Source organism: Crystallibacter degradans, from assembly GCF_012952295.1.
Lineage (GTDB): Bacteria > Actinomycetota > Actinomycetes > Actinomycetales > Micrococcaceae > Crystallibacter > Crystallibacter degradans.
In genome coordinates this window covers 291,817-314,489 of record NZ_JABBCH010000003.1, presented here as the reverse complement: position 1 = coordinate 314,489, position 22,673 = coordinate 291,817, and the positions used below count along the sequence as shown (strand labels likewise).

Here is a 22,673-nt window from a genome sequence, read left to right as displayed (position 1 = left end):
CGACGCCGCTGCCACCTGGGGCAGCGGCAGGCAGCAGGCAGGAACGCGGGGGCGCCTGCCATCAGTACGCTTAAGCGGCGTCCGAGGGCTTGAGGATCAGGACATCGCATACCGTGTCCCAGCCCAGGTGCTGGTAGAGCATGCGGCCGTCGTGCGAGGCGATCAGCAGGCCTGTTTCCACAAGGTGCTCGAACGCTGAAGCTGCCAGGGCCCGCATGATATGCGTGGCCAAGCCCCGGCGACGGAAGTTCTCACCGGTCTCGATGTGGTCGAAGACTGCAACGCCGTCCACTACGGCCATCACGCCGTGGGCGGCTTCCTCCTCGCCGTACATGACACGGGCGCGGTGCACGCTGCCGTCCCGGTCGATGAAGGTCTTGAAATCTGTGTCCCGGTACCAGGGATCCTCGGCGTCCTGGTCCGACATGTCGGTAACCATCATGGACTGGTCGCTGTGATGGACCCTCAGGCCGTGCTGCGGCGCGAGCATGTGGTACCGCTGCGGATCACGGGTCAGCACGGTAAGCATGCGCTTGGGGGATTCCAGTGTGTTCCTGGCCAGATCCGCGAACTCCTCGTCACCGGGTTCGTAGGCAAAGAACTCCCAGTCGCCGGTCTTGTCGGAGAGCACGATGGCCGGATGTCCGGCTTCGCGAGCCGGGGAATAGCCGCGGCAGGCTGACCATCCGGCAACCCATGCCGGGAGCAAGTTATCAGGTACGTCTGCGGTGAAATCGAGGCCCATAGGTAGACAGTACCGAACCAACAGCGTGGGCGGCATCCGAAGTAGATGACAACAAGGTCACAATAACCGGTTTGCCATCTGCGCTTACTCTTAAATACGTGGCTGTAAACCGAATTGTGCTTTATTACGCGTTCACCCCCTTGCCGGACCCCGAAGCGGTACGGCTGTGGCAGCGCGCCCTTTGCGAAAAACTGGGACTGCGGGGCAGGATCCTCATATCCGCAGACGGCATCAACGGCACCGTCGGCGGGGAAATCGGTGCTGTTAAGCAGTATGTGAAGGCCACCCGCGAGTATCCGGCGTTCAAGAAAATGGACATCAAATGGTCGGAAGGCGGTGCCGAGGACTTCCCCCGGCTGAGCATAAAGGTTCGTGACGAAATCGTGTCCTTCGGCGCACCAGGCGAGCTCAAGGTCGACGAGAACGGTGTGGTCGGCGGCGGGACCCACCTGAGGCCGGAAGAACTGCACGAACTGGTGGAGGCCAAGAAGCAGGCTGGCGAGGACGTGGTCTTCTTTGACGGCCGCAATGCGTTCGAGGCACAGATCGGCAAGTTCAAGGACGCCATAGTCCCGGACGTCGCCACCACCCACGACTTCATCAAAGAGCTGGAATCCGGCAAGTACGATGACCTCAAGGACAAGCCCGTGGTGACGTACTGCACCGGCGGCATCCGGTGCGAAGTGCTCTCTTCGCTCATGGTCAACCGCGGTTTCCAGGAGGTCTACCAAATGAAGGGCGGCATTGTCCGCTACGGTGAGACGTTCGGGGACGAGGGCCTGTGGGAAGGCTCGCTCTATGTCTTCGACAAGCGCATGCACATGGAGTTCACTCCGGAAGCGAAGACCATCGGTGAATGCGTCCGCTGCCAGGGGGCGACGAACAAGTTCGAGAACTGTTCGAATCCGAGTTGCCGCAACCTCACCCTGTACTGCACCGGGTGCGCGTCGAACCCCGAGACCCTCCGCTGCCCGGACGGCTGCGCCGCCTAAGAAGGGCCTCCGGGCGCACCGCCGGTACCAGCTCCATGCCAGGACCGGCTTGAGCGTCCGGCTGCTATGCCTCCACGGATAGCACGCGGGCGGAACCGGTGGATTCCATTGGCCCTGCCTCGGGCCACAGCCCGGCCGAGGCATCCTGCGGCTCGATGACCTCTTCCTCGGTCTTGAAGATCCGCAGGCCGCGCGCCTGGTAGTTGGCCAGGGCTGACGGTCCGTCCAGCGAGCAGGTGTGGACCCATACTCTGCTGACCGGCGCAAAGCGCTCCCACCGGCTGTCCAGTTGCCACGCCTGCTGGATCCCTTCGGTCAGCAACGCGCCGCCGAAACCTCGCCCGATGAACTCCGGGAAGAGCCCGAAGTACACGATCTCCACTTCGGTTCCCGCGGCGCCCGGACGCCCCATCAGTTCCACATAGCCGGCGGGCGAGCCTTCCACCCACAGGACCCAGGTTTCGGATCCGGGGGTACGCAGCACTTCGTCCCACTGGGCGCGGGTCAACGCCAGGCGGTCCGACCAGTTCCATCCGCTGCCGACACACTGGTAGAGGAACTTGCTGAACTCGGGACTGATGCTGCGGACCTGCTCGATCCGGGCATCCGGCGGCAGCGGGCGCGATCCCGGAACCAGCTGCTCGGACGAGGTCTGTTCCAGATGGGTAGTGATAACAAGCATGGGCCCATTTAACCATTCCTGCACCGCGCCTAGACTTTGATGCGTGACTGAGTTCAATAGCGGCAATATCCGGGACGCCCCGCAGAGTATGGACCTGCAGCTGATGGCGGCTCTGGCCCGGGATCTGACGGCACTGGATTACACGGTGGACGGGGTCCAGCAACTGCTGGGCGACGAAGCCTACGAGGCCTTGGGCCGGGACCAGCTGGTTCCGGCCCAGCTGGTAACCGATCGCGAACTTGCCGCTGCCGGACCCAAGCCGTTGGCCGCCGTCGTACGTTTGTGGCTGCTGGGCGGCACGCTGGACCGGGACCAGCTGGCATCGGCCTTTCCCACAGTCACGCCCGAAGGGCTGCTGGCGCTGGGGCTGATGAACAACGACGGCGGACGCTTCCGTCCCGCTGTTGACCTCCGGCCATACGCGTTCGACGAAACGCAGCTGTGGGTGGCCAGCGACCTGGGCGCGCATCAGGCGCCCGGCGTGCTGCGGCGCGACCACGTCCTCGGGATCGGGCAAGCCTCGCTGACGCTGGCGCAACTGACCGTCCGCGCTCCGGTGGAACGTGCACTGGATCTGGGTACCGGCTGCGGTATCCAGCTCTTCCACCTGCTGGGCCATGCGCGGCATGTCACGGCTACGGACATTTCGGAACGTGCGTTGGCCTTCGCCCGGTTCAACCTGCTGCTCAACGCCGGGGCACTGGACCTGGACCCGCGGAACCTGGCGGCGCGGGTCAGCCTCCGGCTGGGCAGCCTGCTCGACCCGGTGGCCGGCGAGCAGTTCGGGCTGGTGGTGAGCAATCCGCCGTTCGTCATCACACCGCGGACCGAGGAGACGGCCGATGAGGAGCAGTTCACGTACCGCGACGGCGGACTGCCCGGTGACGATATTGTCTCCACGCTGGTCCGCCGGCTGCCCTCGGCACTGGAGGCAGGCGGGGTGGCGCAGCTGCTGGGAAACTGGGAGATTCCCGCCGGTGCGGGTTCCTGGCATGACCGGCTCGAAGTCTGGCTCGATCCGAAAACCGAGGCCTGGGTGATCCAGCGCGAACAGCTCACCCCGTCGTCGTACGCACAGACCTGGCTGCGGGACGCTTCGGAAAACCGCGATCCGGATCTCTACGGGCGTTCCTACGCGGCGTATCTGGAGGATTTCGCTTCCCGCGATGTGGTGAGCGTGGGGTTCGGGATGATCTGGCTGCGGCGTACCGAAAGCGCTGCGCGGCTGCGCAGGTTCGAGGAAATCGGGTACGCCATTGAGCAGCCCATCGGCGCGCATCTGGCCGCCGCCGTTGAGCGGCACGATTGGCTCCAGGCACATGCGGGGGACTTCGCGGACCAGCGGCTGCAGCCGGCCGAGGATGTGACGGAGGAACGCCATCAGCGCCCCGGGGCGGAACATCCGGGAGTGATCCTGCTGCGGCAGGGAGCCGGCTTCCGCCGCACCAATTTGATGAGTTCAGAGCTGGCGGGCTTCGTCTCCGCCAGCGACGGCGAACTGACCGTCGGCCAACTCGTGGCTGCGCTCGCAGCCCTGCTGGAGAGGCCGGACACGGAGTTCGCCGAGCAGCTGACCTCCGAGGTGCGCAACCTCGTGGCGGACGGCTTCCTCGTTCCTGCCGAAGGATAGGTGCCTTAATCGTTGCCGTTTCGCAAGTGAACCGGCTCACGGCCGCGCTCTGAAGGGCATTAGACTTACCTTCCATGACCAAAGGTGCAGCGCCATTTACCGACCCAGCGCCCGGCGAAATTTCCGGAGCCGGGGCGCAGGCGGGCTCGGGGGACCGGGTCAACATTTCAGATGCGAGGGCCATCCGTGCGCTCGCCCATGCGGTGCGCCTGAAAGTGATCGAGGAACTCTTCGATACGCAGCAGCCGGCCACCGCGACGGAACTGGCGCAGCGGCACGGGCTCACGCCGAGTGCCATGAGCTACCACTTGCGGGCCTTGGAAAAGTGGGGCTTCGTCAAGCGCAGCGCCAACCAGGGCGACGGCCGCGAGCGGCACTGGCAGGCAGCCGCGGGACGGCTGGACGTAACCTCGGTGGCGGACAGCCGGGCGGCAACCCTCGGCGTCGTCGATGTTGAGCTCAATGACCTGCGCCAGCGCCTCTCCAAGTACGTCAAGCGGGACAGGCAGGCACCGAACCCGGACACCTGGCGCCAAGAGGGCCACCTCGCCGCCCTGAGCACCGGGCGGTTCTACCTGACCGAGGAGCAGCGCGCGGATCTGGGCCGGCGGATCGGCGAGATCCTGCTCGAGTTCAGCCCCACCACAAATCCCGAAAACCGGGGCGAAGACGCCCAAAAGCTGTACTACGTATTCTCTTTCCTGCCCGGGGATATCGACGACGCGTAGACCTCCTGCTGGCCCGGTGCCTCTACCCGATTTTCTTCGTTGTGCCATTCTTGGGGCTAACCTAGAGCTGGCAGCTGTCCCGGATACTTGAGGGACAGGATGCATCTGCCGCACCGACACAGCAATTGACGTAGGAGAATCGTGCCACCCAAGGCCCGCGAAAAAACCGGTATGAAACTCGTCATTGTCGAGTCTCCTGCCAAGGGCAAGACTATTGCCGGGTATCTCGGCGAGGGTTTTGAGGTCACGGCCTCGATGGGCCACATCCGGGACCTGCCGCAGCCGTCGGACCTGCCGGCCGAACTGAAGAAAACGTCGGTGGGCAAATTCGCCGTCGATGTCGAGAAAAACTTCGAGCCTTACTACGTCGTCTCTGCGGACAAGAAGAAGAAGGTCGCCGAGCTCAAGAGCCTGCTCAAAGACGCCGACGAGCTCTATCTCGCAACTGACGGTGACCGCGAGGGCGAGGCCATCGCGTGGCACCTGCTTGAGGTGCTCAAGCCCAAGGTCCCGGTCCACCGGCTGACCTTCCCCGAAATTACCCGCGAAGCCATCCAGCGCGCCCTGCTGGAAATGCGCGATGTGGACACGGACCTGGTGGACGCCCAGGAAACGCGCCGCATTGTCGACCGGCTCTTCGGCTATGAGCTGTCCCCGGTGCTGTGGCGCAAGGTCAAGGCGGGGCTGTCAGCCGGCCGCGTGCAGTCGGTCGCCACCCGCTTGGTGGTCGAGCGCGAACGTGAGCGCATGGCCTTCCGTTCCGCGGCCTACTGGGATCTGCTGGCCACGGTCGAGCCCGAGGATGCAGCCAAGGGCGGCGCATTCAAGGCCAAGCTCGTTTCGCTTGACGGCTCCCGTGTGGCCACCGGCAAAGACTTCAACGACACCGGTGTGCTCACCGCCAAGTCCGCTGTGCACCTCGATGAGGCTGCTGCTACGTCCCTCGCCGATGGCTTGCGCACGGCTGAGTTCGCTGTCCGTTCGGTGGAGAACAAGCCGTATACCCGCCGTCCGGCCGCGCCGTTCACTACCTCGACGCTGCAGCAGGAATCCGCCCGCAAGCTCCGCTTCTCCGCCCGGATCACCATGCAGGTGGCCCAGCGGCTGTACGAAAACGGCTACATCACCTATATGCGTACCGACTCGCCGGCGCTGAGCGACCAGGCTGTCAACGCCGCCCGCCGCCAGGCCTCGGAACTCTACGGCCCGGAGTACGTGCCGGACGCCCGCCGCGTCTACAAGGGCAAGGACAAGAACGCCCAGGAAGCCCACGAGGCAATCCGTCCCGCCGGTGACTCCTTCCGCACGCCGGGCCAGGTCCGCAGCCAGCTCAGCAGCGACGAATACAAGCTCTACGAACTGATCTGGAAGCGCACGGTCGCCTCCCAGATGGCCGATGCCAAGGGCTCGACCTCCACCGTTCGTCTGGGCGCGGTTGCTCCGGACGGCCGGGACGCAGTGTTCTCGGCTTCCGGCACGGTCATCACCTTCCCCGGCTTCATGGCCGCCTATGAGGAAGGCAAGGACGCCGCACGCGATGAGGACGACGACGCCGCCACCGGCCGCCTGCCCCGGCTCGCGGAAAAGGATGCGCTGAAGGCCCAGGACGTTGCCGCCGTCGGACACGAAACATCCGCTCCGCCGCGCTACACCGAAGCCTCGCTGATCAAGACCCTGGAAGAGCGTGGCATCGGCCGGCCGTCCACCTACGCGGCGACCATTTCCACCATCATGGACCGCGGCTATGTCAGCACCCGCGGCTCGGCCCTGGTGCCCAGCTGGATCGCGTTCTCCGTGGTCCGCTTGCTCGAAGAGCACTTCCGCGACTACGTGGACTATGACTTCACGGCAGCGCTCGAAGAAGACCTGGACCGCATTGCCCGCGGCGAGGCGAAGCGGGTGGACTGGCTCGACGGGTTCTACTACGGGGACCGCAAAGAAACGGGCCTGAATACCATCGTCAACGACCTGGGCGAAATCGACCCGCGGGAGATCAACTCGATCCAGATCGCCGAGGGCATCACCCTGCGCGTGGGCAAGTTCGGGCCCTACCTGGAACGGGCGGCCGTGCTCGATCCGGAAACCGGCGAACTGGCCGACCCGCAGCGCGCGAATGTTCCGGATGATCTGGCGCCGGACGAACTGACCGCGGAAAAGGCCGTGGAACTGATGGAGAACCAGGGCCCCGGCGAACGCGAACTGGGGCAGGACCCGGAGACCGGCCGCACCATCGTGGCCAGGGAGGGCCGCTACGGTGCGTACGTCACCGAGATCATTCCTGAGCTCACGGCCGAGGAACTGGCGAACCAGCCCGTGGAGTACTACAAGAACGGCAAGCCCAAGCCGCCGAAGAAACCGGTCAAGGTCAAGCCGCGTACCGGTTCCCTCTTCAAGTCCATGACCGTGGAGACGGTCACGCTGGAAGACGCACTGAAGCTGATGAGCCTGCCCAGGGTGCTGGGCGCAGATGCCGAGGGCAACGAAATCACCGTGCAGAACGGCCGCTTCGGCCCGTACTTGAAGAAGGGCACGGACTCCCGCTCTATCGGTTCCGAGGAGGAGATCTTCACCATCACGCTGGAGCAGGCGCTGGAGATCTACTCCCAGCCGAAGCAGCGCGGTGGCCGGACCGCGGCGCCGCCGCTGGCCGAGTTCGGCACTGATCCCGTCTCGGAGAAGAACATCGTGGTCAAGGACGGCCGCTTCGGCCCGTACATTACCGACGGCGCGACCAATATTACGGTGCCCCGTTCGATGAGCATCGAGGAACTGACCCGCGAACAGGCCATTGAACTGCTGGCCGAAAAGCGCGCCAAGGGCCCGGCCAAAAAGCCAGCCACCCGGCGCAAGGCCACGGCCAAGAAGTAAGGCACAACCAGCCGTGCTGTCAGCCGACATAATAAGAGCATGCGTCTAGGCGTTCTCGATATCGGTTCGAACACCGTCCACCTGTTATTGGTCGATGCCCATCCGGGTGCCCGGCCCGTTCCGTTCGCCTCGCACAAGCGCCCGCTGTCGCTGGTGGCTTATCTGGACGGCGACGGGAACATCAGTGAAGCCGGCCAGCAGGAGCTGATCGGGTTTATCCGGGAAGCGTGGGCTTTCGCCGGCCAGCACAGCGCCGAGGACATGTTGGCGTTCTGTACCTCTGCTATCCGCGAGGCGGCCAACGGCGACGCCGTGCTTGCCCGCGTGCAGGCCGAAACCAATGTCGCCTTGCAGGAACTGACCGGTCCGCAGGAAGCGGCGATGACGCTGGTAGCGGTCAGGCGTTGGTACGGCTGGGGCGCCGGCACCATTCTGGACATGGACATCGGCGGTGGCTCATTCGAAATGGCCATCGGGCAGGATGAACAACCGGAGGTGGCGGCATCGGTTCCGCTGGGCGCCGGACGGTTGACCCGCGACTGGCTGCCTTTGGATCCGCCCAGCGCCGGCAGCGTTAAGGACCTCCGGCACTACATCAGGGAAACTCTTGCGCCGGCCGTTAAAGAGTTCGACGGCGCGGGGTTGCCGGATCTCGTCGCCGGCACTTCCAAGACGTTCAGGTCCTTGGCCCGCATCACGGGAGCGGCTCCGTCCGCTGCCGGTCCATATATCCGCCGCGAGTTGCGCCGCGAGGATCTCTCCCTGTGGACCCAGCGGCTGTCCGCCATGCCGGCCAGCGACCGGGCCAACCTGCCCGGTGTGTCGCTGGTGCGGGCGCCGCAGTTGCTGGCCGGAGCACTGGTTGCGGAGGCGGCGATGGAAATGTTCAACGTCAGCTCGATGTTGATCTGCCCGTGGGCCTTGCGCGAAGGACTCATCCTCAAACGTTTCGACCATCTGCTGTACGACAGCGATGCACCTGTTCGCCCAGTGGGGACCGCCCTCGTCCAGAAGGCGCTGGAACCAGCTCCGACTGTCGAAAGGCTGGGCAGCGCGATACCTTAGCCAGTTGCTGGTTAAAGAGGTTAAAGAGAAGGTGCCGGCACAACCTGCGGACGGTTGGGGGAGACATCCGCGGGGTTGCCGGCACCGGACCAGGAGACCCGATCCATAATCACTCGCACCTTTATGAGGTACTCATTACGGTAGGTTTCCTTGTTGGGACCTCGCCTTTAAGAGGCTGGGAAAAGACTGTGAATCAGGGCCGACACAGAACATGCCGGGCCAATGAGTGCGTGATTCAATGGCAACATGACAGCGCAGATTACTGAAACCACCGGCCGGATCGTCTTTCTGGGATGCGGTTCCATGAACGAAGCGGTGCTCGCGGGCCTGTTGGCCACCGGCACTGCTGCAGCGAACGTGACGGCCACGGTCCGCCGGAGCGAGCGGGCGGAGGAACTGCGCAGCCGATACGAGGGTTTGACCGTGCTGGCCGAAAACGAGGACGCGCACGCCAACATCAAGGCGGTGGAGGGGGCCGCGCTGGTCGTGCTGGGGGTTAAGCCGGTCGGCATTGTGGACTTGTGCCGCAGCATTGCGTCCGCGCTGTCGCCGCAGACCGTGGTCCTCAGCGTTGCGGCCGCAGTCACGATCGCCACCATGGAGGCTGTGCTGCCCGAGGGCCAGCCGCTCGTGCGTACCATGCCCAACACACCGCTCAAGGTTGGCCGCGGCGCCGTCGGGCTCTCGGCCGGCAGCAATGTTACCGAGGAACAACTGGCGGCGGCAGCCGCGGTGTTCTCCGGCGCAGGCACCACAGTCGTCGTTCCGGAAGAGAACCTCGACGCAGTCTCAGCTATCAGCGGTTCTGGCCCGGCCTATGCCTTCTACCTTGCCGAAGCGATGGCGCAAGCCGGCGTGAAGCTCGGCCTCGATCCGGAGCTGGCCATGGTGCTCGCCCGCGATACGGTTGCCGGCGCCGGCGCCATGCTGGCCCAGGACAGAGCAGACCCCGCGGCGCTGCGCAAGGCGGTCACCAGCCCCAATGGAACCACCGAGCGCGCTATTGCCGCCTTCGACGAGGCTGGGTTGCCCGACATCATCGCCGCTGGTGCGCGTGCGGCCGCCGAGCGTGCTGCGGAGATCTCCCGCGAACTCGCCTGAGCGTTACGGCCGCGCCGCGAATCGCTCCAGGAGGTCCACATGGCCCGACACGATCAGCATGTCGCGGCTGGACACCTTGGTCTCGGGCCGTGCGTAAGTGAAATCCTCGCCGGGCGACTTCACGCCGACCACGGTGATGCCGTACTTCGAGCGGACCCCCGACTCGCCGAGGGTGAACCCCTGGGTCTCCTTCGGCGGGTACATCTTCACGATCGCGAAACCGTCGTCGAACTCGATGAAATCCAGCATCCGGCCGCCCACCAGGTGCGCAGCGCGGCGGCCGGCGTCGGCTTCCGGGTAGATCACGTGGTTGGCACCGATGCGGGTGAGTATCTTGCCGTGCGAGGCCGTAATGGCCTTGACCCACAGGTGCTCGATGCCCAGATCCACCAGGTTGACCGTGATCAGCACGGAAGACTCGATCGAGGTACCCACACCGACGACGGCGGACGTAAAGTCCTGTGCGCCGAGCTGGCGCAGCGCGTCGATGTTGGTGGCGTCGGCTTCGACGATATGGGTCAGCTGGCCGGACCATTTCTGGACCAGGGCAGGGTCGCGCTCGATGGCCAGGACTTCCCGGCCCTGTTTCACCAGCTGCTCGGCGGTGGCCGCGCCGAAGCGGCCCAGGCCCACCACCAGCACCGGAGCGTTATGCGCCGGACGGTTGCTGTTCGACTTGTCAGCCAATGATCGGCCTCTCTTCCGGGTAATGGAACAATTGTCGGCTTTCACGCAAGGCTAGCGCGGAGGCCAGCGTGATAGTACCTACCCTGCCGGCGAACATCAGGGCCGAGAGGATGTACTTCCCCTCGGGGGGCAGTTCGGCGCTGAGGTTGGTGCTCAGCCCGCAGGTAGCGAAAGCCGAGATCACTTCGAACAGGACGCGGTCCAGATCCTCATCGGTCATTGACAGCAGCATGCCTGAAGCCACGGCCACGAACGTTGCCCCCATAACAATGACGGAGATCGCCACGCGCATGGCACCCTCGGGAACTGTCCGGCCGTAGGCGTTGACGTCCCTGTTGCCGCGCGCCTCGGCGGCAATGGCAAGGAAGACGATGGCGATGGTGGTCACCTTGATGCCGCCGGCGGTCGAGGCCGAGCCGCCGCCGGCAAACATCAGCGCATCGGACAGCAACATCGTGCTCGGTTCAATATTGTTCATATCCACCAGGTTGAACCCCAGGGAACGGGTCATGACCGACGCGAAGACCGAGTGCAGGACTTTGTCCCAAACCGTCATGCCGGCGAGCGTGTCGGGACTGTTCCATTCCAAAGCTCCCCAGCCCACGGCACCAATGACCAGCAGGACCAGCGAGACCTGGATAGTGAGCTTGGTGTGCAGGTTCCACCTGCTGAACCGCCAGCCGCGTTCCAGCAGGACCATGACAACGGGGAAGCCGAGGCTGCCGAGGAAACCTCCGGCCATCAGCGGCAGCAGGATCCATTCATCCGTCTCATAGGGGACCAGGCCATCCGAGTGCGGCGTGAAGCCGGCGTTGTTGAACGCCGAGATGGAGTAGAAGACGCCGTGCCAGACGGCCTCGCCGAACGACTCACCCAGGATGATGAACCGGGGGATGAGCATCAGGGCCAGCGCGAGTTCGATGAGCACAGAGGTGGTGATGACGATCCGCAGCAACGTGCCGACTTCGCCGAGCCGGCCGGCATTGTTCATGGCCTGCTGGGCGATCAGCTTGCCCCGGACGCCCAGCCGTTTGCTCACCATCAGTGCCAGCATGGACGCCAGCGTCAGGGTGCCCAACCCGCCAATGAAGATACCGAGCAAAATAATCGCCTGACCGAAGAAGGTCCAGTGGGCGGCCGTGGAGACTACCGTCAGTCCGGTCACGCACACGGCCGAAACGGCGGTGAAGAAGGCGTCGTGCAGCGGCGTGATGTTTCCGTCCGCAGCGGCGCTGGGCAGTGACAACAGGCCCGTGAAGACCAAGACAACGCCGGCGTAGACAATAAGGGCCAGCCGCGCCGGAGAACTGTTGGCGACGTTGTCGACAAAATCGCGGATGCTCAGCAGGAAGGAGAGCTTCCCTTGCTTCCGATCCGGCCGGCTGTACGGCTGGTTAATTGTCATACGGTTCGCTTCTGACGGGCTGAGTGGTTTTCGGCGGGTTTGGGGACTTGGTCCTTGCAGTAGTAAATCATCTATCTGTCGTCATCGGGGACGCTAATCATGCACCCCGGCCACCGTTTCGCGTAGCCTGTCCCTGATGCAAGCGAACCCAGCGGCCAGTGTTCCAACTCACGTGATGTGGGATGAGTCGATGCTTGCTTACAACTTTGGGCCGCAACATCCGATGTCGCCGATCAGGTTGGACCTGACTGCACGGCTGTCGGCAGACTTCGGCCTTTTCGAGCGGAACAACGTCTCGGTCGTGGCACCCGAGGTCGCGACGGATGAACAGTTGGAGGCCGTGCACGACGCGGAGTATGTCGCGGCAGTGCATGCCGTCAGCGCCAATCCGGACGAGCCGGATGAGTCCCGGGGGCTGGGTACCGAGGACGACCCGGCTTTTGCCGGGATGCACGAGGCCAGTGCCCGCCTGGCGGGTGGGACATTGCAAGCGGCGGAAGCCCTGCTGAGTTCGGAGGCGGTGCATGCGGTCAATTTCGGTGGCGGAATGCACCATGCCGCGCGCGACAAAGCCAGCGGCTTCTGCATCTACAACGATTGCGCGCTGGGGATTCAGCGCCTGCTCGACGGCGGGGTCCAGCGCGTCCTGTATATCGACGTCGATGCGCACCACGGCGACGGCACCCAGAACCTTTTCTGGAACGATCCGCGGGTGCTCACCGTCTCCATCCATGAAACGGGCATGTCGTTGTTCCCCGGTACAGGCTTTGCCAATGAGATCGGCGGTCCGGACGCGTTGGGCAGCGCCGTGAACGTGGCGGTCCCGCCGCGCACCGGGGATGCCGCCTGGATGCGGGCCTTCCATGCGGTGGTCCCGCAACTGGCACATGCCTTCAGGCCAGAGGTCATCGTCAGCCAGCACGGCTGCGACAGCCATGCCCGGGACATCCTCAGCAGCGTCCGCCTCAGCATCGACGCTCAACGGCAGATGATGCTGGACATTGCGGAACTGGCTCGTGAGGTGACTGATGACCGCTGGATTGCCACCGGCGGCGGGGGCTACGACATTTTTAATGTGGTGCCGCGTTCGTGGAGCCATCTGGTGGCAATTGTTTCCGGCCAGCCCGTTCCGTTGCGGGCGGAAGTACCGCAACGGTGGCGGGACTACGTGCTGGAACGCTACGGGCAGACCGCTCCATTCCTGATGAACGACGACGCCCAGCTCTGGTGGCGCTCCTGGGAAGTCGGTTACGACCCCAACGACGCGGTTGACCGTACGGTCATAGCAACCCGCAAGGAAGTGTTCCCGTATCACGGGCTGGACCCTTGGTTTGACTGAGCATAACGATTTCCATGCGGTTGCCCGCCACGGACGCTGCGGGGGATGCCGCACCGCGTATATGTGGCTAGGGTAATGGAATGGTCATCGATGATGTTTTCGCCGTAATCGCAGAGGGGACGCGCCGCGAAATACTCGGCTCCCTGCGTGAGGGCGACAAATCCGTGGGCGAGCTGGTCGAGGAACTCGAGGTCAGCCAGCCTACCGTCTCAAAACATCTCAAGGTGCTGCGCGAGGCCGGGTTGGTCTCGATGCGGGCCCAGGGGCAGAAGCGTTTTTACGCTCTGCAGACGGACCCGCTGCACGACGTAGCGGACTGGGTTGCCGGCTTCGGACTGGCGTCGGTCAACCTGCCCGTGGAGGAACCGCTGGCGCCTGCCGTGTCGCTGGTCTCGGCCTCCGCCGCGGAGCTGGACGGCGACGGAGAGAACCAGATACCGCCGCAGCTGGGCCGGTCCCTGGGCCATGCGGCCAACCAAGCTGCCAAGCAGGCAGCGGACCTTTTTGCGCACCTGCCGAAGCTGCGGCGCAGCCGCCGCGGTTAGCGGCGGAGGGCCGGATTCATTACGCCGCTGCCGGGCGTTATTTCGTTCCCGTTATCATCTTGCCCACCGGGTATGTTTCGATTTGAAGGTTGCGCAGCTGCGTCTTTCAGTCACGAGTTTTTTCCGTACAGGCACCTGCCCGCACTCCGATAGCTATTGAAGGGACCCACCCCCATGGATGCGAATCTGCTCGAAATCCGGGACGAAGTCTTTCGCCGCAATCCCGGCGAACTTGAATTCCACCAGGCCGTAAACGAGGTTTTTGAAAGCCTGGTCCCCCTCTCGAACAAGCACCCTGAGTATGCAGATGCCGCTATACTTCAGCGTATCTGCGAGCCCGAACGCCAGATCATTTTCCGCGTACCGTGGGTTGACGATTCCGGGCAGGTGCAGATCAACCGCGGTTTCCGGGTGGAGTTCAACTCCGCGCTTGGCCCGTACAAGGGCGGACTGCGTTTCCATCCGTCGGTCTACCTCGGCATCGTCAAGTTCCTGGGTTTCGAACAGATCTTCAAGAATGCCCTGACCGGAATGCCGATCGGCGGCGGCAAGGGCGGAGCGGACTTTGACCCGCGCGGCAAGTCCGACGGCGAGGTCATGCGCTTCTGCCAGTCCTTCATGACCGAGCTGTACCGCCACATCGGCGAGTACACGGACGTTCCCGCCGGTGACATCGGCGTTGGCGGGCGTGAAATCGGCTACCTGTTCGGCCAGTACAAGCGCATCACCAACCGTTATGAGTCAGGCGTGCTGACCGGCAAGGGCATCGGCTGGGGCGGCTCCCTGGTCCGGCCGGAAGCCACCGGTTACGGCGCCGTGCTCTTCACCGAGGAAATGCTCAAGACCAAGGGCATGTCCTTCGACGGACAGCGGGTTTCCGTGTCCGGTTCGGGCAACGTGGCCATCAACGCCATCGAGAAGGCGCAATCACTGGGCGCAACCGCCATCACGGCCTCCGACTCCGGCGGCTACATTGTGGACGAGGCCGGCATCGACGTCGAACTCCTTCGCCAGATCAAGGAAGTCGAGCGCGGCCGTATCTCCGAGTACGCCGAACGCCGCGGCGGTTCCGTCAGCTACGTCGAGGACGGCTCGGTCTGGGATGTCGACGCCTCCGTGGCACTGCCCTGCGCCACGCAGAACGAACTCGACGACAAGGCGGCGGCGAAGCTGGTCAATTCCGGTCTGGTGGCGGTGGCCGAAGGGGCCAACATGCCCTGCACCGCCGAGGCCACGGCACTGTTCCAGGAAGCCGGTATTCTGTTCGGTCCGGGCAAGGCGGCCAACGCCGGCGGCGTGGCAACCTCTGCCCTCGAGATGCAGCAGAACGCCAGCCGCGACGCCTGGAGCTTCGAGCACACAGAGGAACGTCTCGGTGCCATCATGGTGGGGATCCATGAAAGCTGTGCCGCAACGGCCGACGAATACGGCATGCCCGGCAACTACGTTGCCGGCGCCAACATAAGCGGCTTCCGCCGTGTTGCGGACGCCATGCTGGCCTTGGGCGTCATCTAAGGGAAATTACAGCGAACGACGGCGGGGCTCACCAAAAGGTGAGCCCCGCCGTCGTTCTTTGCAGCAGCGTTCGAAACAGAGGCTCTCCCTCCGGTGGGTCAGAGGCCGGCCGGGAGTTTCACGTGATCCGGGTTCAGGTCTTCGACCTTGTTGACACCGAGCAGGCGCATGGTGCGGGCCATCTCGCCGGAGAGGATCTCCAGGGCACGGTCCACGCCCATTCGTCCACCGGCCATGAGCCCGTATAAGTAGGCCCGGCCGATGAGGGTGAAATCGGCTCCCAGCGCGATCGCTGCCACGATGTCGCCGCCGCTCATGACGCCGGTGTCCAGCATGATGGACGTCTTGCCTTTCAGCTCCCGCGCCACCTGGCTGAGCAAGTGCAGGGGGATGGGCGCGCGGTCCAGCTGGCGGCCGCCATGGTTGGAGAGCACGATCCCGTCAGCGCCGTAGTCGACTACTTTCCTGGTGTCTTCCAGCGTCTGCAGCCCCTTGACCACCAGCTTGCCCTTCCACGTGTCACGCAGCCAGGCGAGGTCGTCGAAGCTCAGGGTTGGGTCGAACATGGAGTCGATCAGCTCGGACACGGTCCCCGAGTAGCGCGAGAGCGAGGCGAAGGACAGTGGCTCGTGGGTGAGGAAGTTGAACCACCAGGCGGGCCGGTAGGAAGCGTCCAGCACGGTCTTCGCGGTCAGCGCCGGCGGGATCGTCATGCCGTTGCGGACATCGCGCAGCCGGGCCCCGCCCACGGGAGTATCCACCGTGACCATCAACGTATCCATCCCCGCCTTGGCCGCGCGGTCGATCAGCGCCAGGGACTTATCGCGGTCGGTCCAGAGGTAGAGCTGGAACCAGTTGCGGCCGTGCGGCGCGGCAGCGGCGACATCCTCGATGGATGCGGTGCCCATCGTGGAAAGCGTGTAGGGGATGCCCGCCGCGGCCGCGGCGCGGGAACCGGCGTACTCGCCCTCGGACTGCATCATCCGGGTAAAGCCGGTGGGAGCGATTCCGACGGGAAGCGCCGACCGCTTGCCCAGCACCTCGGTGCTCAAGTCCACGGTCTGGACGTTGCGCAGGATCCCGGGCCGGAACTCCAGGTCCAGGAATGCCTGGCGTGCCCGGTTCAGGGTGATCTCGGCTTCCGCGGCCCCGTCGGTGTAGTCGAAGGGCGCCTTGGGCGTGCGCCGCTTGGCCATAGCACGCAGCTCCCAGATGGTGTTGGCGCGCTGCAACCGGGCGGCGCTGCCGAAGGTAGGCCGCTTGAACTGCATCAGCGGGGCGAGATCTGCAACTTTGGGGATCCGGCGTTTGAGGGCCGGGGGCAATTCTTCATGCATGGCTTAGCTCCCTCGTGGGTGGAAACCTGTGTGGTCCAACCACAGCCTAAGGCATATGGTAGGACCACGGCAAGGGCTAGTGCCACGGGAACTGCGGGAGTCCCTGCAGCGCTACAGCCTTGCGCAGCGGTCACGCTGAGGATGCTGGCGGGATCATCCGCCGCCACTTTGAAGGCTACTATGCCGAAGCCGGCATAAACTTCGGATACCCAGGGCCGCAGTAAGCTCTATCGCTATGGCGCACATTCTGATCGGGCTGGACATCGGCGGCACCAAAACCCATGCCATCCGGCTGGAGGACGGCGCCGTCACGGCCGAAGCCATCGCAGGCAGTGCCAACGTGCAGAACGTTTCCCGCGAGGCGGCGTCCACCGCGTTGGCCGAAGTTTTCTCGGCGCTGGGCAGCGATGCGGACAAGGTGGTCGCCGGTGCCGGCGGGATAGATACAGCGAACGATGCCAGCGGCCTTGCCGGGCTCATCTCGCCTTTTGCTCCGCACGCGGAGATCCGCGCCGTGCACGATTCGCGCCTGGTGCTCGCCGCGGGGCGCGCCCGCCGGGGCATTGCGGTTATCGCCGGCACCGGGTCGGCGGTCTGGGGCACCGACGGCGCCGGGCGCGAAGCCCGGGCAGGAGGCTGGGGTTACCTGTTGGGGGACGAGGGCAGCGGCTACTGGCTGGGCCGGGAACTGGTCCGGCACGCGCTGCGCCGCCTCGACCAAGGCCTGGAGCCCGATGCGCTGACCCGTGCACTGCTGGCCGACTGCTCGCTGGCGGACACGGTGGAACTGATCGCACATTTCCACGGTCCCACCGGCCGCCGCTACTGGGCGCAGCGCTCGCGGTTGGTGGTCGAGGCCGCCGCGGACGATCCGGTGGCCGCGGAGCTGCTGGCCGTTGCCGTCAATGATCTCGCGCGGCTCATCCTGCAGGTCGCCGGCCGGCTGGACATCTCCGGGCCTGTGATCCTCGGCGGCGGGCTGGGGGCAAACGTGCCTCAACTGGCCGCCGGCATAGCCGCAGCCCTGGCCCCGCATGGCTTCGACGACGTGCGCCAGCTGGACCGGGAACCGGTCTATGGCGTGGACCTGCTCGATGATCCCGCCGGACGCCAAAACCCCGCCGCGTCGGATACGCCACGGCCGAAGTCATAAACGTCATAATTGCCGCAGCATGGAAACCGTCGCTTATGCTCGTGGACATGACAACCCGTTGGTATGCGTATTTTCCGTTGGCTCTGGAGGGGCCTAACGTGACTGCCTAGCGGCGTGCGCAACCGACACCTTCAGAGCCAACAGGGCAGAGATCATTCTCTGCCCTTCGCCATTTCCACGGCGGGTTCTGATCGGTTCCCGCCACCATAGGACGGGAAAACCATGAATCCGGTACTGAACGCAGACAAGATCCAGACCAGCAATCTGCGGGTTACCTCCTTCAGTGCGCTGCCGACGCCGCAGGAGATCATCGAAGAGCTGCCGGCAACTGCCGAACAGTCCGCCGTCGTCGAACGCGGCCGCGCCGAGATCCGTGCGGTCATGGACGGCGTCGATGACCGGCTGCTGGTGATCGTCGGCCCATGCTCCATCCACGATCCGGAAGCAGGGCTGGAATACGCCCGGCGCCTGGCCGTGGTGGCCCGGCAGCATAGCTCTGAACTGCTCATCGTCATGCGTGCGTACTTCGAAAAGCCACGCACCACCGTGGGCTGGAAGGGCCTGATTAACGACCCACGCCTGGACGGCTCCCATGACGTTGCCACCGGACTGCGGACGGCGCGCCGGTTCCTGCTCGACGTAGCCGACCTCGGGCTCCCTGTGGCTACCGAGTTCCTCGAGCCGATCAGCCCGCAGTACGTGGCGGATCTGGTCAGCTGGGGAGCGATCGGTGCGCGCACCACGGAAAGCCAGATCCACCGCCAGCTCGCCTCGGGACTGTCCATGCCGATCGGCTTCAAGAACGGGACCGACGGCGGGCTGCAGGTCGCGCTCGATGCTTGCGCCGCCGCCTCGGCTGCCCAGACTTTCCTCGGCATCGACGAAGCCGGCCGGGCCTCCATGGTCTCGACGGCGGGAAACGCCGATGCTCACCTGATTTTGCGCGGCGGCAATGCAGGCCCAAATTACGACGCTACCAATGTTGTCCGCGCCTCGGAGCTGCTGGCGGAAGCGGGGCTGAACCCGCGCCTAATCGTAGACGCCAGCCACGCCAACAGCGGTAAGAGCCACCACCGTCAAGCTGAGGTGGCGCTGGACGTCGCGGCCCAACTGGAGGGGGCAGGCCACAGCGCCTCCGCCATTGCCGGAATCATGCTGGAAAGCTTCCTCGTTGCGGGCGCGCAGAAACTCGATGTCGCTGACCAAGCCGCAGGCGACGCCGAACTGGTTTACGGGCAGAGCGTGACTGACGCCTGCATGGACTGGGAGATGACGGTTTACACCCTCGCCCAGCTGGCCCTGAGCAGTGTTCAACGCGCCGGAGTGTCCCGCTGAAAAATCGGCGTCAATCATGTAACGCTTAATCAACATGGCAACTTTCACTTTGGTCACTTGGCCCTCTAGAGTGTCTAGCTAGACGGTAATTACCCGCAGGGCAAGGCGGCATGCCGTTCGGCCCGACCGGAGTAAAGGATTTTGGAAATGGCTGAGGAGAAGAACTTCTCGAACGTCCGCTTCTTGACGGTGTCGGAAGTGGCCGAAGTGATGCGTGTTTCCAAGATGACCGTTTACCGGTTGATCCACTCCGGAGAGATGCCTGCTGTGCGTTTCGGCCGCTCCTACCGGGTGCCGGAATCGGCCGTGGAGCAGTATCTTCGCGGTGCCGTTGTGGAGGGCCAGTCGGATACCGCGTAGGCGGTTTTGGGCCTGGCAACGGGCCCGCCGCCAACGGCCGGTAAATTGTCGCCTGATTTAGGCGGTACCCTGTTAAGGAACGTTTTACGTCATCGTAAGAATCCGCCGGCCACTGCTGTTCTCAAGGGCAAACTGTGGCAGTCGGGTGTTAATCGAAGTGAATTTGTGAGGAACTCGTGGGTTCAGTTATTAAGAAGCGCCGCAAGCGTATGGCCAAGAAGAAGCACCGTAAACTGCTTCGTAAGACACGCCACCAGCGTCGCAATAAGAAGTAGAGCTTCAGCTTTACAGCATGCTTCTCGGTCCGCCAGGTAACTGGCGGGCCGTTTGCGTTAATCCGTGCCGGACGGACCCGGACCGTGCCGTGGCGAGGACGCCCCAGCGCCGCTTGTTCAGCCGCGCGGACCGCGGAACTTGTGCACCCCGCGCCAGAGCCCGTACACGGCGCCGGCACCGGTGGCGGCTTTGAGGCCAAGGGTTGCAGCCTTGCGGCCGCTGCGGAAGTCATAGATCGGCCAGTTGCGGTCCCGGGCATGCCTGCGCAGCCTCGCGTCCGGATTGATAGCCACCGGATTACCCACCAGCGACAGCAGTGGAACATCGTTGTAGGAGTCGCTGTAGGCCCAGCAGTTCTCCAACTCGAGCCCTTCCAGCTTGGCGAGCTCGGCGACGGCGTAGGCTTTGGCCGGCCCATGCAGGATTTCACCGACCAGGGCACCGGTGTAAGCGCCGTCGGAAATTTCGGCCACGGTCCCCAAAGCCCCGTCCAGGCCCAGCCGGTCCGCGATGACTTCCGCGACCGTCAGGGGAGTGGCGGTCACCAGCCACACTTTGCGTCCGGCCCGCAGGTGCTGGTCCGCCAGGGCGCGTGTACCGGGCCAGATCTTGGACGCGATGATCTCGTCATAGACCTCCTCGCCCAGGGCCTTCACATCCGTCACCATCAGCCCCGCGCCGAGCGCCATCGCGGTATCGCGAACAGATTGGATGTCCTTCAGGTTTTCCCCGCGCCACAGGAACTTCCCCTGCTTGATGGCGAACCCGGCAACGTCCCGCATCCGGAAGGCGCCGCGTTGGTACATCTTGCGCCCCACATGGAACAGGCTTGCCCCTCGCATCAATGTATTGTCGACGTCGAAAAACGCGGCCCCGGTTTCTGCGCCGGCGGGATCAGGCTTTCGGTGGGCAGGACCTGTGGCGGCTGAGGGCATGCCTCGAGTCTAACGAGCCGGAGGCATCCATGCCGAGCGGCCCTGCGTGGGGCAGTGTGGTGTCCGGTTATTGACTCCTGCCCCGGTGGGGCTACGTTGTTAGCTATGACGGACTCAGCTGCTCCCCGCCCCAATCATGAACTGGTGCTGCTCACCAAGCCGGACTGCCATCTTTGTGAAGCGGCACGGGAAACTGTGTCGGCAGTTGCCGACGACCTTGGGTTGGAGTGGCAGGAGAAGTCCATTCTGGAGGATCCGGAGCTGGAACGGCGGTTCGCCGAGGAGATTCCGGTGGTCATGATCGACGGCGTACAGCGCGATTTCTGGCGCATCGATCCGGAGCGGCTGCGGCGCCTGTTGACGTCCTGAGCGCGCGGAGCCAATTGGTTGCCGTTTTGCCCAGCGCCTAAAGTGGGACTACAGCTAAGCAATGGAGAGCCACATCGTGACCACGCAGGATCTTCCCAGTACCGCTGGGAGTCCCGAAAGTTCGGGCCGCACTATTCCGCCGGCGTCCGTTGCGCGGCTGACGATCTACCTGCGCGCCCTGAACTCCCTGCTTGCCGAGGGCGTGGAACGGGCGTCATCCGAGGAACTTGCGGAAGCCGCCGGGGTGAAATCCCCCATGCTCCGCAAGGATCTGTCCTACCTCGGTTCCTACGGCACGCGCGGTGTCGGCTACGACGTGCAGCTGCTGACGCGGACTATTTCCGCCCGACTGGGGCTGACCCAGGAGTGGCGCGTCGCCATCATTGGCGCCGGTAACCTCGGCCGGGCCCTGGCCGGCTATTCGGGTTTCACCACGCGTGGATTCGAAGTTGCGGCCATTTTCGACGCCGACCCGTCAATCATCGGAACCGAGATCGGTGGCCTGAAAATCCACAACACGGCCGATTTGGAAACCGTGCTGCACCGGACCGGCGCGAACATGGTGGTGCTGGCCGTGCCGGGCCGCGTGGCGCAGGAACTCTGCGACAAGCTCGTCGCTGCCGGAATCACCAGCATCCTCAGTTTCGCCCCCGTGGTGCTGCAGGTGCCGCCGCATGTGCAGGTGCGGAAGGTCGACATGGCCACCGAACTGCAGATCCTGGCCTACCACGCACAACGGGCGCAGGAATCGGAGTTGGACTCCGAAACCCGCGCCCGCAAGGCGCAGTAGGAAACGTCAGCGGCCGTAGATGCCGAACTTGCGTGCGGCCACTGCCTTGAAGAAGTTGTTCGACGGCGGCATGAACAGCAGCACGATGGCGGCGATGCCGAGCAGGATCGTCAGGGTGTGCAGTCCGAACGGAATGATGCCCAGCAGCGACAGCGCGGCGAAGACGGTTCCGGTGATCCGGGCCCAGTTCTTGCCGGCCTTCACGCCAAAGGCAACCATCAGGTAGAGCCCGATGCCGATAAGCCCGACGACGACCATCACCACGCCCGCCATGCCGCTGGCCATGTCGATGAATTCCTGTTCGCTGATCTGGCCACCGGTCTGCGCCACGGCGTCCCGGACAGCCGGATCGTCCGCCAGCTCGGCCAGTACGGTATCCATGGTGGCCAAAGAAATGATGATCTCAATAGCCGTCAGCGCGGCCGCGGCGATGATCAGCCAGAAGGCGATCATCACTTCTTTGGGAGCTTCGGGCTTCCCGGTGCCGCCTTGCGGCTGGCTGCTCGGATAGCTGTACTGGCCGGGCTGTGCGTTCTGGTAGCCGTACGGTGACGGGGCGTTCTGGCCATAGGGCTGTTGTCCGTACGGGTGGTTCTGGCCATAGGGGGAATTCTGGCCGTAAGGGCTGGCCTGGCCCGGCTGTCCGGATTGCTGGCCGTAGGGGGAGTTCTGGCCGTACTGCGGCTGGTTCTGACCGTAGGGCGCGTTCTGCCCGTAGCGGGGTGCGACGTCGCCGTTCTGGCCGGACTGTCCCGGTTGCTGGTCCGGTTTCTCGGACGGATTCGGATTGTTTTCGGGAGTGGACATGGTCGCATC

General features: G+C 64.4%; 22 protein-coding genes. 15 read left to right on the top strand and 7 right to left on the bottom strand.

What is annotated here, in order from left to right:
• Positions 1-70: 70 nt before the first annotated feature.
• Positions 71-745, bottom strand: coding sequence for a GNAT family N-acetyltransferase (locus tag HGO92_RS08155; protein ID WP_169993550.1), 675 nt, complete (start codon positions 743-745; stop codon positions 71-73).
• A gap of 98 nt (positions 746-843) precedes the next feature.
• Between HGO92_RS08155 and trhO the strand changes: the two genes are divergently transcribed.
• Entirely contained in the window at positions 844-1,737 is an 894-nt protein-coding gene (gene trhO / locus HGO92_RS08150; RefSeq protein ID WP_169993548.1) for an oxygen-dependent tRNA uridine(34) hydroxylase TrhO, read from the top strand.
• Positions 1,738-1,801: 64 nt separating this feature from the next.
• Here the strand turns inward: trhO and HGO92_RS08145 are convergent, their stop codons facing one another.
• The gene (locus HGO92_RS08145) at positions 1,802-2,419 is read right to left on the bottom strand and encodes a GNAT family N-acetyltransferase (RefSeq protein WP_169993546.1); all 618 of its coding nucleotides are present in this window, start codon (positions 2,417-2,419) and stop codon (positions 1,802-1,804) included.
• Between the two features lie 88 nt (positions 2,420-2,507).
• On the opposite strand from HGO92_RS08145, the gene HGO92_RS08140 reads away from it, so the two are divergent.
• The 5 genes from HGO92_RS08140 to proC all read left to right on the top strand — a co-directional run bounded on the left by HGO92_RS08140 (position 2,508) and on the right by proC (position 9,811).
• Entirely contained in the window at positions 2,508-4,049 is a 1,542-nt protein-coding gene (locus HGO92_RS08140) for a DUF7059 domain-containing protein (protein ID WP_169993737.1), read from the top strand.
• Positions 4,050-4,123: 74 nt separating this feature from the next.
• Positions 4,124-4,777 (top strand): ArsR/SmtB family transcription factor, encoded by a 654-nt coding sequence (locus tag HGO92_RS08135; RefSeq protein WP_169993544.1) that lies wholly within the window; start codon positions 4,124-4,126, stop codon positions 4,775-4,777.
• A 141-nt stretch (positions 4,778-4,918) separates the two neighbouring features.
• The gene (gene topA / locus HGO92_RS08130) at positions 4,919-7,645 is read left to right on the top strand and encodes a type I DNA topoisomerase (RefSeq protein WP_169993542.1); all 2,727 of its coding nucleotides are present in this window, start codon (positions 4,919-4,921) and stop codon (positions 7,643-7,645) included.
• 39 nt (positions 7,646-7,684) lie between these two features.
• The gene (locus tag HGO92_RS08125) at positions 7,685-8,710 is read left to right on the top strand and encodes a Ppx/GppA phosphatase family protein (protein ID WP_169993539.1); all 1,026 of its coding nucleotides are present in this window, start codon (positions 7,685-7,687) and stop codon (positions 8,708-8,710) included.
• Positions 8,711-8,956: 246 nt separating this feature from the next.
• Complete coding sequence (gene proC / locus HGO92_RS08120; RefSeq protein WP_169993538.1) at positions 8,957-9,811, top strand: pyrroline-5-carboxylate reductase; 855 nt, start codon at positions 8,957-8,959, stop codon at positions 9,809-9,811.
• A 3-nt stretch (positions 9,812-9,814) separates the two neighbouring features.
• Here proC and HGO92_RS08115 read toward each other — a convergent pair whose 3' ends face one another.
• Both HGO92_RS08115 and HGO92_RS08110 read right to left on the bottom strand, forming a co-directional pair.
• Positions 9,815-10,453: a potassium channel family protein gene (locus HGO92_RS08115; protein WP_413542043.1), complete on the bottom strand. Its 639-nt coding sequence runs from the start codon at positions 10,451-10,453 to the stop codon at positions 9,815-9,817.
• Positions 10,454-10,490: 37 nt separating this feature from the next.
• A complete protein-coding gene (locus HGO92_RS08110) occupies positions 10,491-11,903 on the bottom strand; it encodes a TrkH family potassium uptake protein (protein WP_169993536.1) in 1,413 nt (470 codons plus the stop codon).
• 136 nt (positions 11,904-12,039) lie between these two features.
• On the opposite strand from HGO92_RS08110, the gene HGO92_RS08105 reads away from it, so the two are divergent.
• From HGO92_RS08105 to gdhA, 3 genes are all read left to right on the top strand, one after another.
• Positions 12,040-13,242 (top strand): acetoin utilization protein AcuC, encoded by a 1,203-nt coding sequence (locus HGO92_RS08105; RefSeq protein ID WP_240974485.1) that lies wholly within the window; start codon positions 12,040-12,042, stop codon positions 13,240-13,242.
• Between the two features lie 80 nt (positions 13,243-13,322).
• Positions 13,323-13,787 carry an ArsR/SmtB family transcription factor gene (locus tag HGO92_RS08100; RefSeq protein ID WP_169993534.1) on the top strand — a complete coding sequence of 155 codons (465 nt, stop codon included), beginning with the start codon at positions 13,323-13,325 and terminating at the stop codon, positions 13,785-13,787.
• Positions 13,788-13,961: 174 nt separating this feature from the next.
• A complete protein-coding gene (gene gdhA / locus HGO92_RS08095; RefSeq protein ID WP_169993532.1) occupies positions 13,962-15,302 on the top strand; it encodes an NADP-specific glutamate dehydrogenase in 1,341 nt (446 codons plus the stop codon).
• A 98-nt stretch (positions 15,303-15,400) separates the two neighbouring features.
• Here the strand turns inward: gdhA and HGO92_RS08090 are convergent, their stop codons facing one another.
• The gene (locus HGO92_RS08090) at positions 15,401-16,639 is read right to left on the bottom strand and encodes an alpha-hydroxy acid oxidase (RefSeq protein ID WP_169993530.1); all 1,239 of its coding nucleotides are present in this window, start codon (positions 16,637-16,639) and stop codon (positions 15,401-15,403) included.
• 235 nt (positions 16,640-16,874) lie between these two features.
• Between HGO92_RS08090 and HGO92_RS08085 the strand changes: the two genes are divergently transcribed.
• The 4 genes from HGO92_RS08085 (at position 16,875) to HGO92_RS08070 (ending at position 19,762) form a co-directional block, all read left to right on the top strand.
• Positions 16,875-17,792, top strand: coding sequence for an N-acetylglucosamine kinase (locus tag HGO92_RS08085; RefSeq protein ID WP_169993528.1), 918 nt, complete (start codon positions 16,875-16,877; stop codon positions 17,790-17,792).
• Positions 17,793-18,014: 222 nt separating this feature from the next.
• On the top strand, positions 18,015-19,127 hold the full coding sequence (locus tag HGO92_RS08080) for a 3-deoxy-7-phosphoheptulonate synthase (protein WP_169993526.1): 1,113 nt from the start codon (positions 18,015-18,017) through the stop codon (positions 19,125-19,127).
• A 147-nt stretch (positions 19,128-19,274) separates the two neighbouring features.
• Positions 19,275-19,487, top strand: coding sequence for a helix-turn-helix domain-containing protein (locus HGO92_RS08075; RefSeq protein ID WP_139004577.1), 213 nt, complete (start codon positions 19,275-19,277; stop codon positions 19,485-19,487).
• A gap of 176 nt (positions 19,488-19,663) precedes the next feature.
• A complete protein-coding gene (locus HGO92_RS08070) occupies positions 19,664-19,762 on the top strand; it encodes a 30S ribosomal protein bS22 (RefSeq protein ID WP_003792170.1) in 99 nt (32 codons plus the stop codon).
• Positions 19,763-19,879: 117 nt separating this feature from the next.
• Here HGO92_RS08070 and HGO92_RS08065 read toward each other — a convergent pair whose 3' ends face one another.
• Entirely contained in the window at positions 19,880-20,698 is an 819-nt protein-coding gene (locus HGO92_RS08065) for an HAD family hydrolase (RefSeq protein ID WP_169993524.1), read from the bottom strand.
• Positions 20,699-20,803: 105 nt separating this feature from the next.
• Between HGO92_RS08065 and HGO92_RS08060 the strand changes: the two genes are divergently transcribed.
• Both HGO92_RS08060 and HGO92_RS08055 read left to right on the top strand, forming a co-directional pair.
• The gene (locus HGO92_RS08060) at positions 20,804-21,067 is read left to right on the top strand and encodes a glutaredoxin family protein (RefSeq protein WP_169993522.1); all 264 of its coding nucleotides are present in this window, start codon (positions 20,804-20,806) and stop codon (positions 21,065-21,067) included.
• 76 nt (positions 21,068-21,143) lie between these two features.
• Positions 21,144-21,857, top strand: coding sequence for a redox-sensing transcriptional repressor Rex (locus HGO92_RS08055; RefSeq protein WP_440915766.1), 714 nt, complete (start codon positions 21,144-21,146; stop codon positions 21,855-21,857).
• A gap of 6 nt (positions 21,858-21,863) precedes the next feature.
• On the opposite strand, the gene HGO92_RS08050 is transcribed toward HGO92_RS08055, so the two are convergent.
• Positions 21,864-22,664 carry a hypothetical protein gene (locus tag HGO92_RS08050; RefSeq protein WP_169993519.1) on the bottom strand — a complete coding sequence of 267 codons (801 nt, stop codon included), beginning with the start codon at positions 22,662-22,664 and terminating at the stop codon, positions 21,864-21,866.
• Between the last annotated feature and the right edge of the window lie 9 nt (positions 22,665-22,673).

Bases quoted from the DNA above. Each gene is read 5' to 3' on its own strand.
- HGO92_RS08155 (WP_169993550.1), bottom strand. From the start codon at position 745: ATGGGCCTCGATTTCACCGCAGACGTACCTGATAACTTGCTCCCGGCA.
- HGO92_RS08145 (WP_169993546.1), bottom strand. From the start codon at position 2,419: ATGCTTGTTATCACTACCCATCTGGAACAGACCTCGTCCGAGCAGCTG.
- HGO92_RS08140 (WP_169993737.1), top strand. From the start codon at position 2,508: ATGGACCTGCAGCTGATGGCGGCTCTGGCCCGGGATCTGACGGCACTG.
- HGO92_RS08135 (WP_169993544.1), top strand. From the start codon at position 4,124: ATGACCAAAGGTGCAGCGCCATTTACCGACCCAGCGCCCGGCGAAATT.
- HGO92_RS08125 (WP_169993539.1), top strand. From the start codon at position 7,685: ATGCGTCTAGGCGTTCTCGATATCGGTTCGAACACCGTCCACCTGTTA.
- proC (WP_169993538.1), top strand. From the start codon at position 8,957: ATGACAGCGCAGATTACTGAAACCACCGGCCGGATCGTCTTTCTGGGA.
- HGO92_RS08110 (WP_169993536.1), bottom strand. From the start codon at position 11,903: ATGACAATTAACCAGCCGTACAGCCGGCCGGATCGGAAGCAAGGGAAG.
- HGO92_RS08105 (WP_240974485.1), top strand. From the start codon at position 12,040: ATGCAAGCGAACCCAGCGGCCAGTGTTCCAACTCACGTGATGTGGGAT.
- HGO92_RS08100 (WP_169993534.1), top strand. From the start codon at position 13,323: ATGGTCATCGATGATGTTTTCGCCGTAATCGCAGAGGGGACGCGCCGC.
- gdhA (WP_169993532.1), top strand. From the start codon at position 13,962: ATGGATGCGAATCTGCTCGAAATCCGGGACGAAGTCTTTCGCCGCAAT.
- HGO92_RS08090 (WP_169993530.1), bottom strand. From the start codon at position 16,639: ATGCATGAAGAATTGCCCCCGGCCCTCAAACGCCGGATCCCCAAAGTT.
- HGO92_RS08085 (WP_169993528.1), top strand. From the start codon at position 16,875: ATGGCGCACATTCTGATCGGGCTGGACATCGGCGGCACCAAAACCCAT.
- HGO92_RS08080 (WP_169993526.1), top strand. From the start codon at position 18,015: ATGAATCCGGTACTGAACGCAGACAAGATCCAGACCAGCAATCTGCGG.
- HGO92_RS08075 (WP_139004577.1), top strand. From the start codon at position 19,275: ATGGCTGAGGAGAAGAACTTCTCGAACGTCCGCTTCTTGACGGTGTCG.
- HGO92_RS08065 (WP_169993524.1), bottom strand. From the start codon at position 20,698: ATGCCCTCAGCCGCCACAGGTCCTGCCCACCGAAAGCCTGATCCCGCC.
- HGO92_RS08060 (WP_169993522.1), top strand. From the start codon at position 20,804: ATGACGGACTCAGCTGCTCCCCGCCCCAATCATGAACTGGTGCTGCTC.
- HGO92_RS08050 (WP_169993519.1), bottom strand. From the start codon at position 22,664: ATGTCCACTCCCGAAAACAATCCGAATCCGTCCGAGAAACCGGACCAG.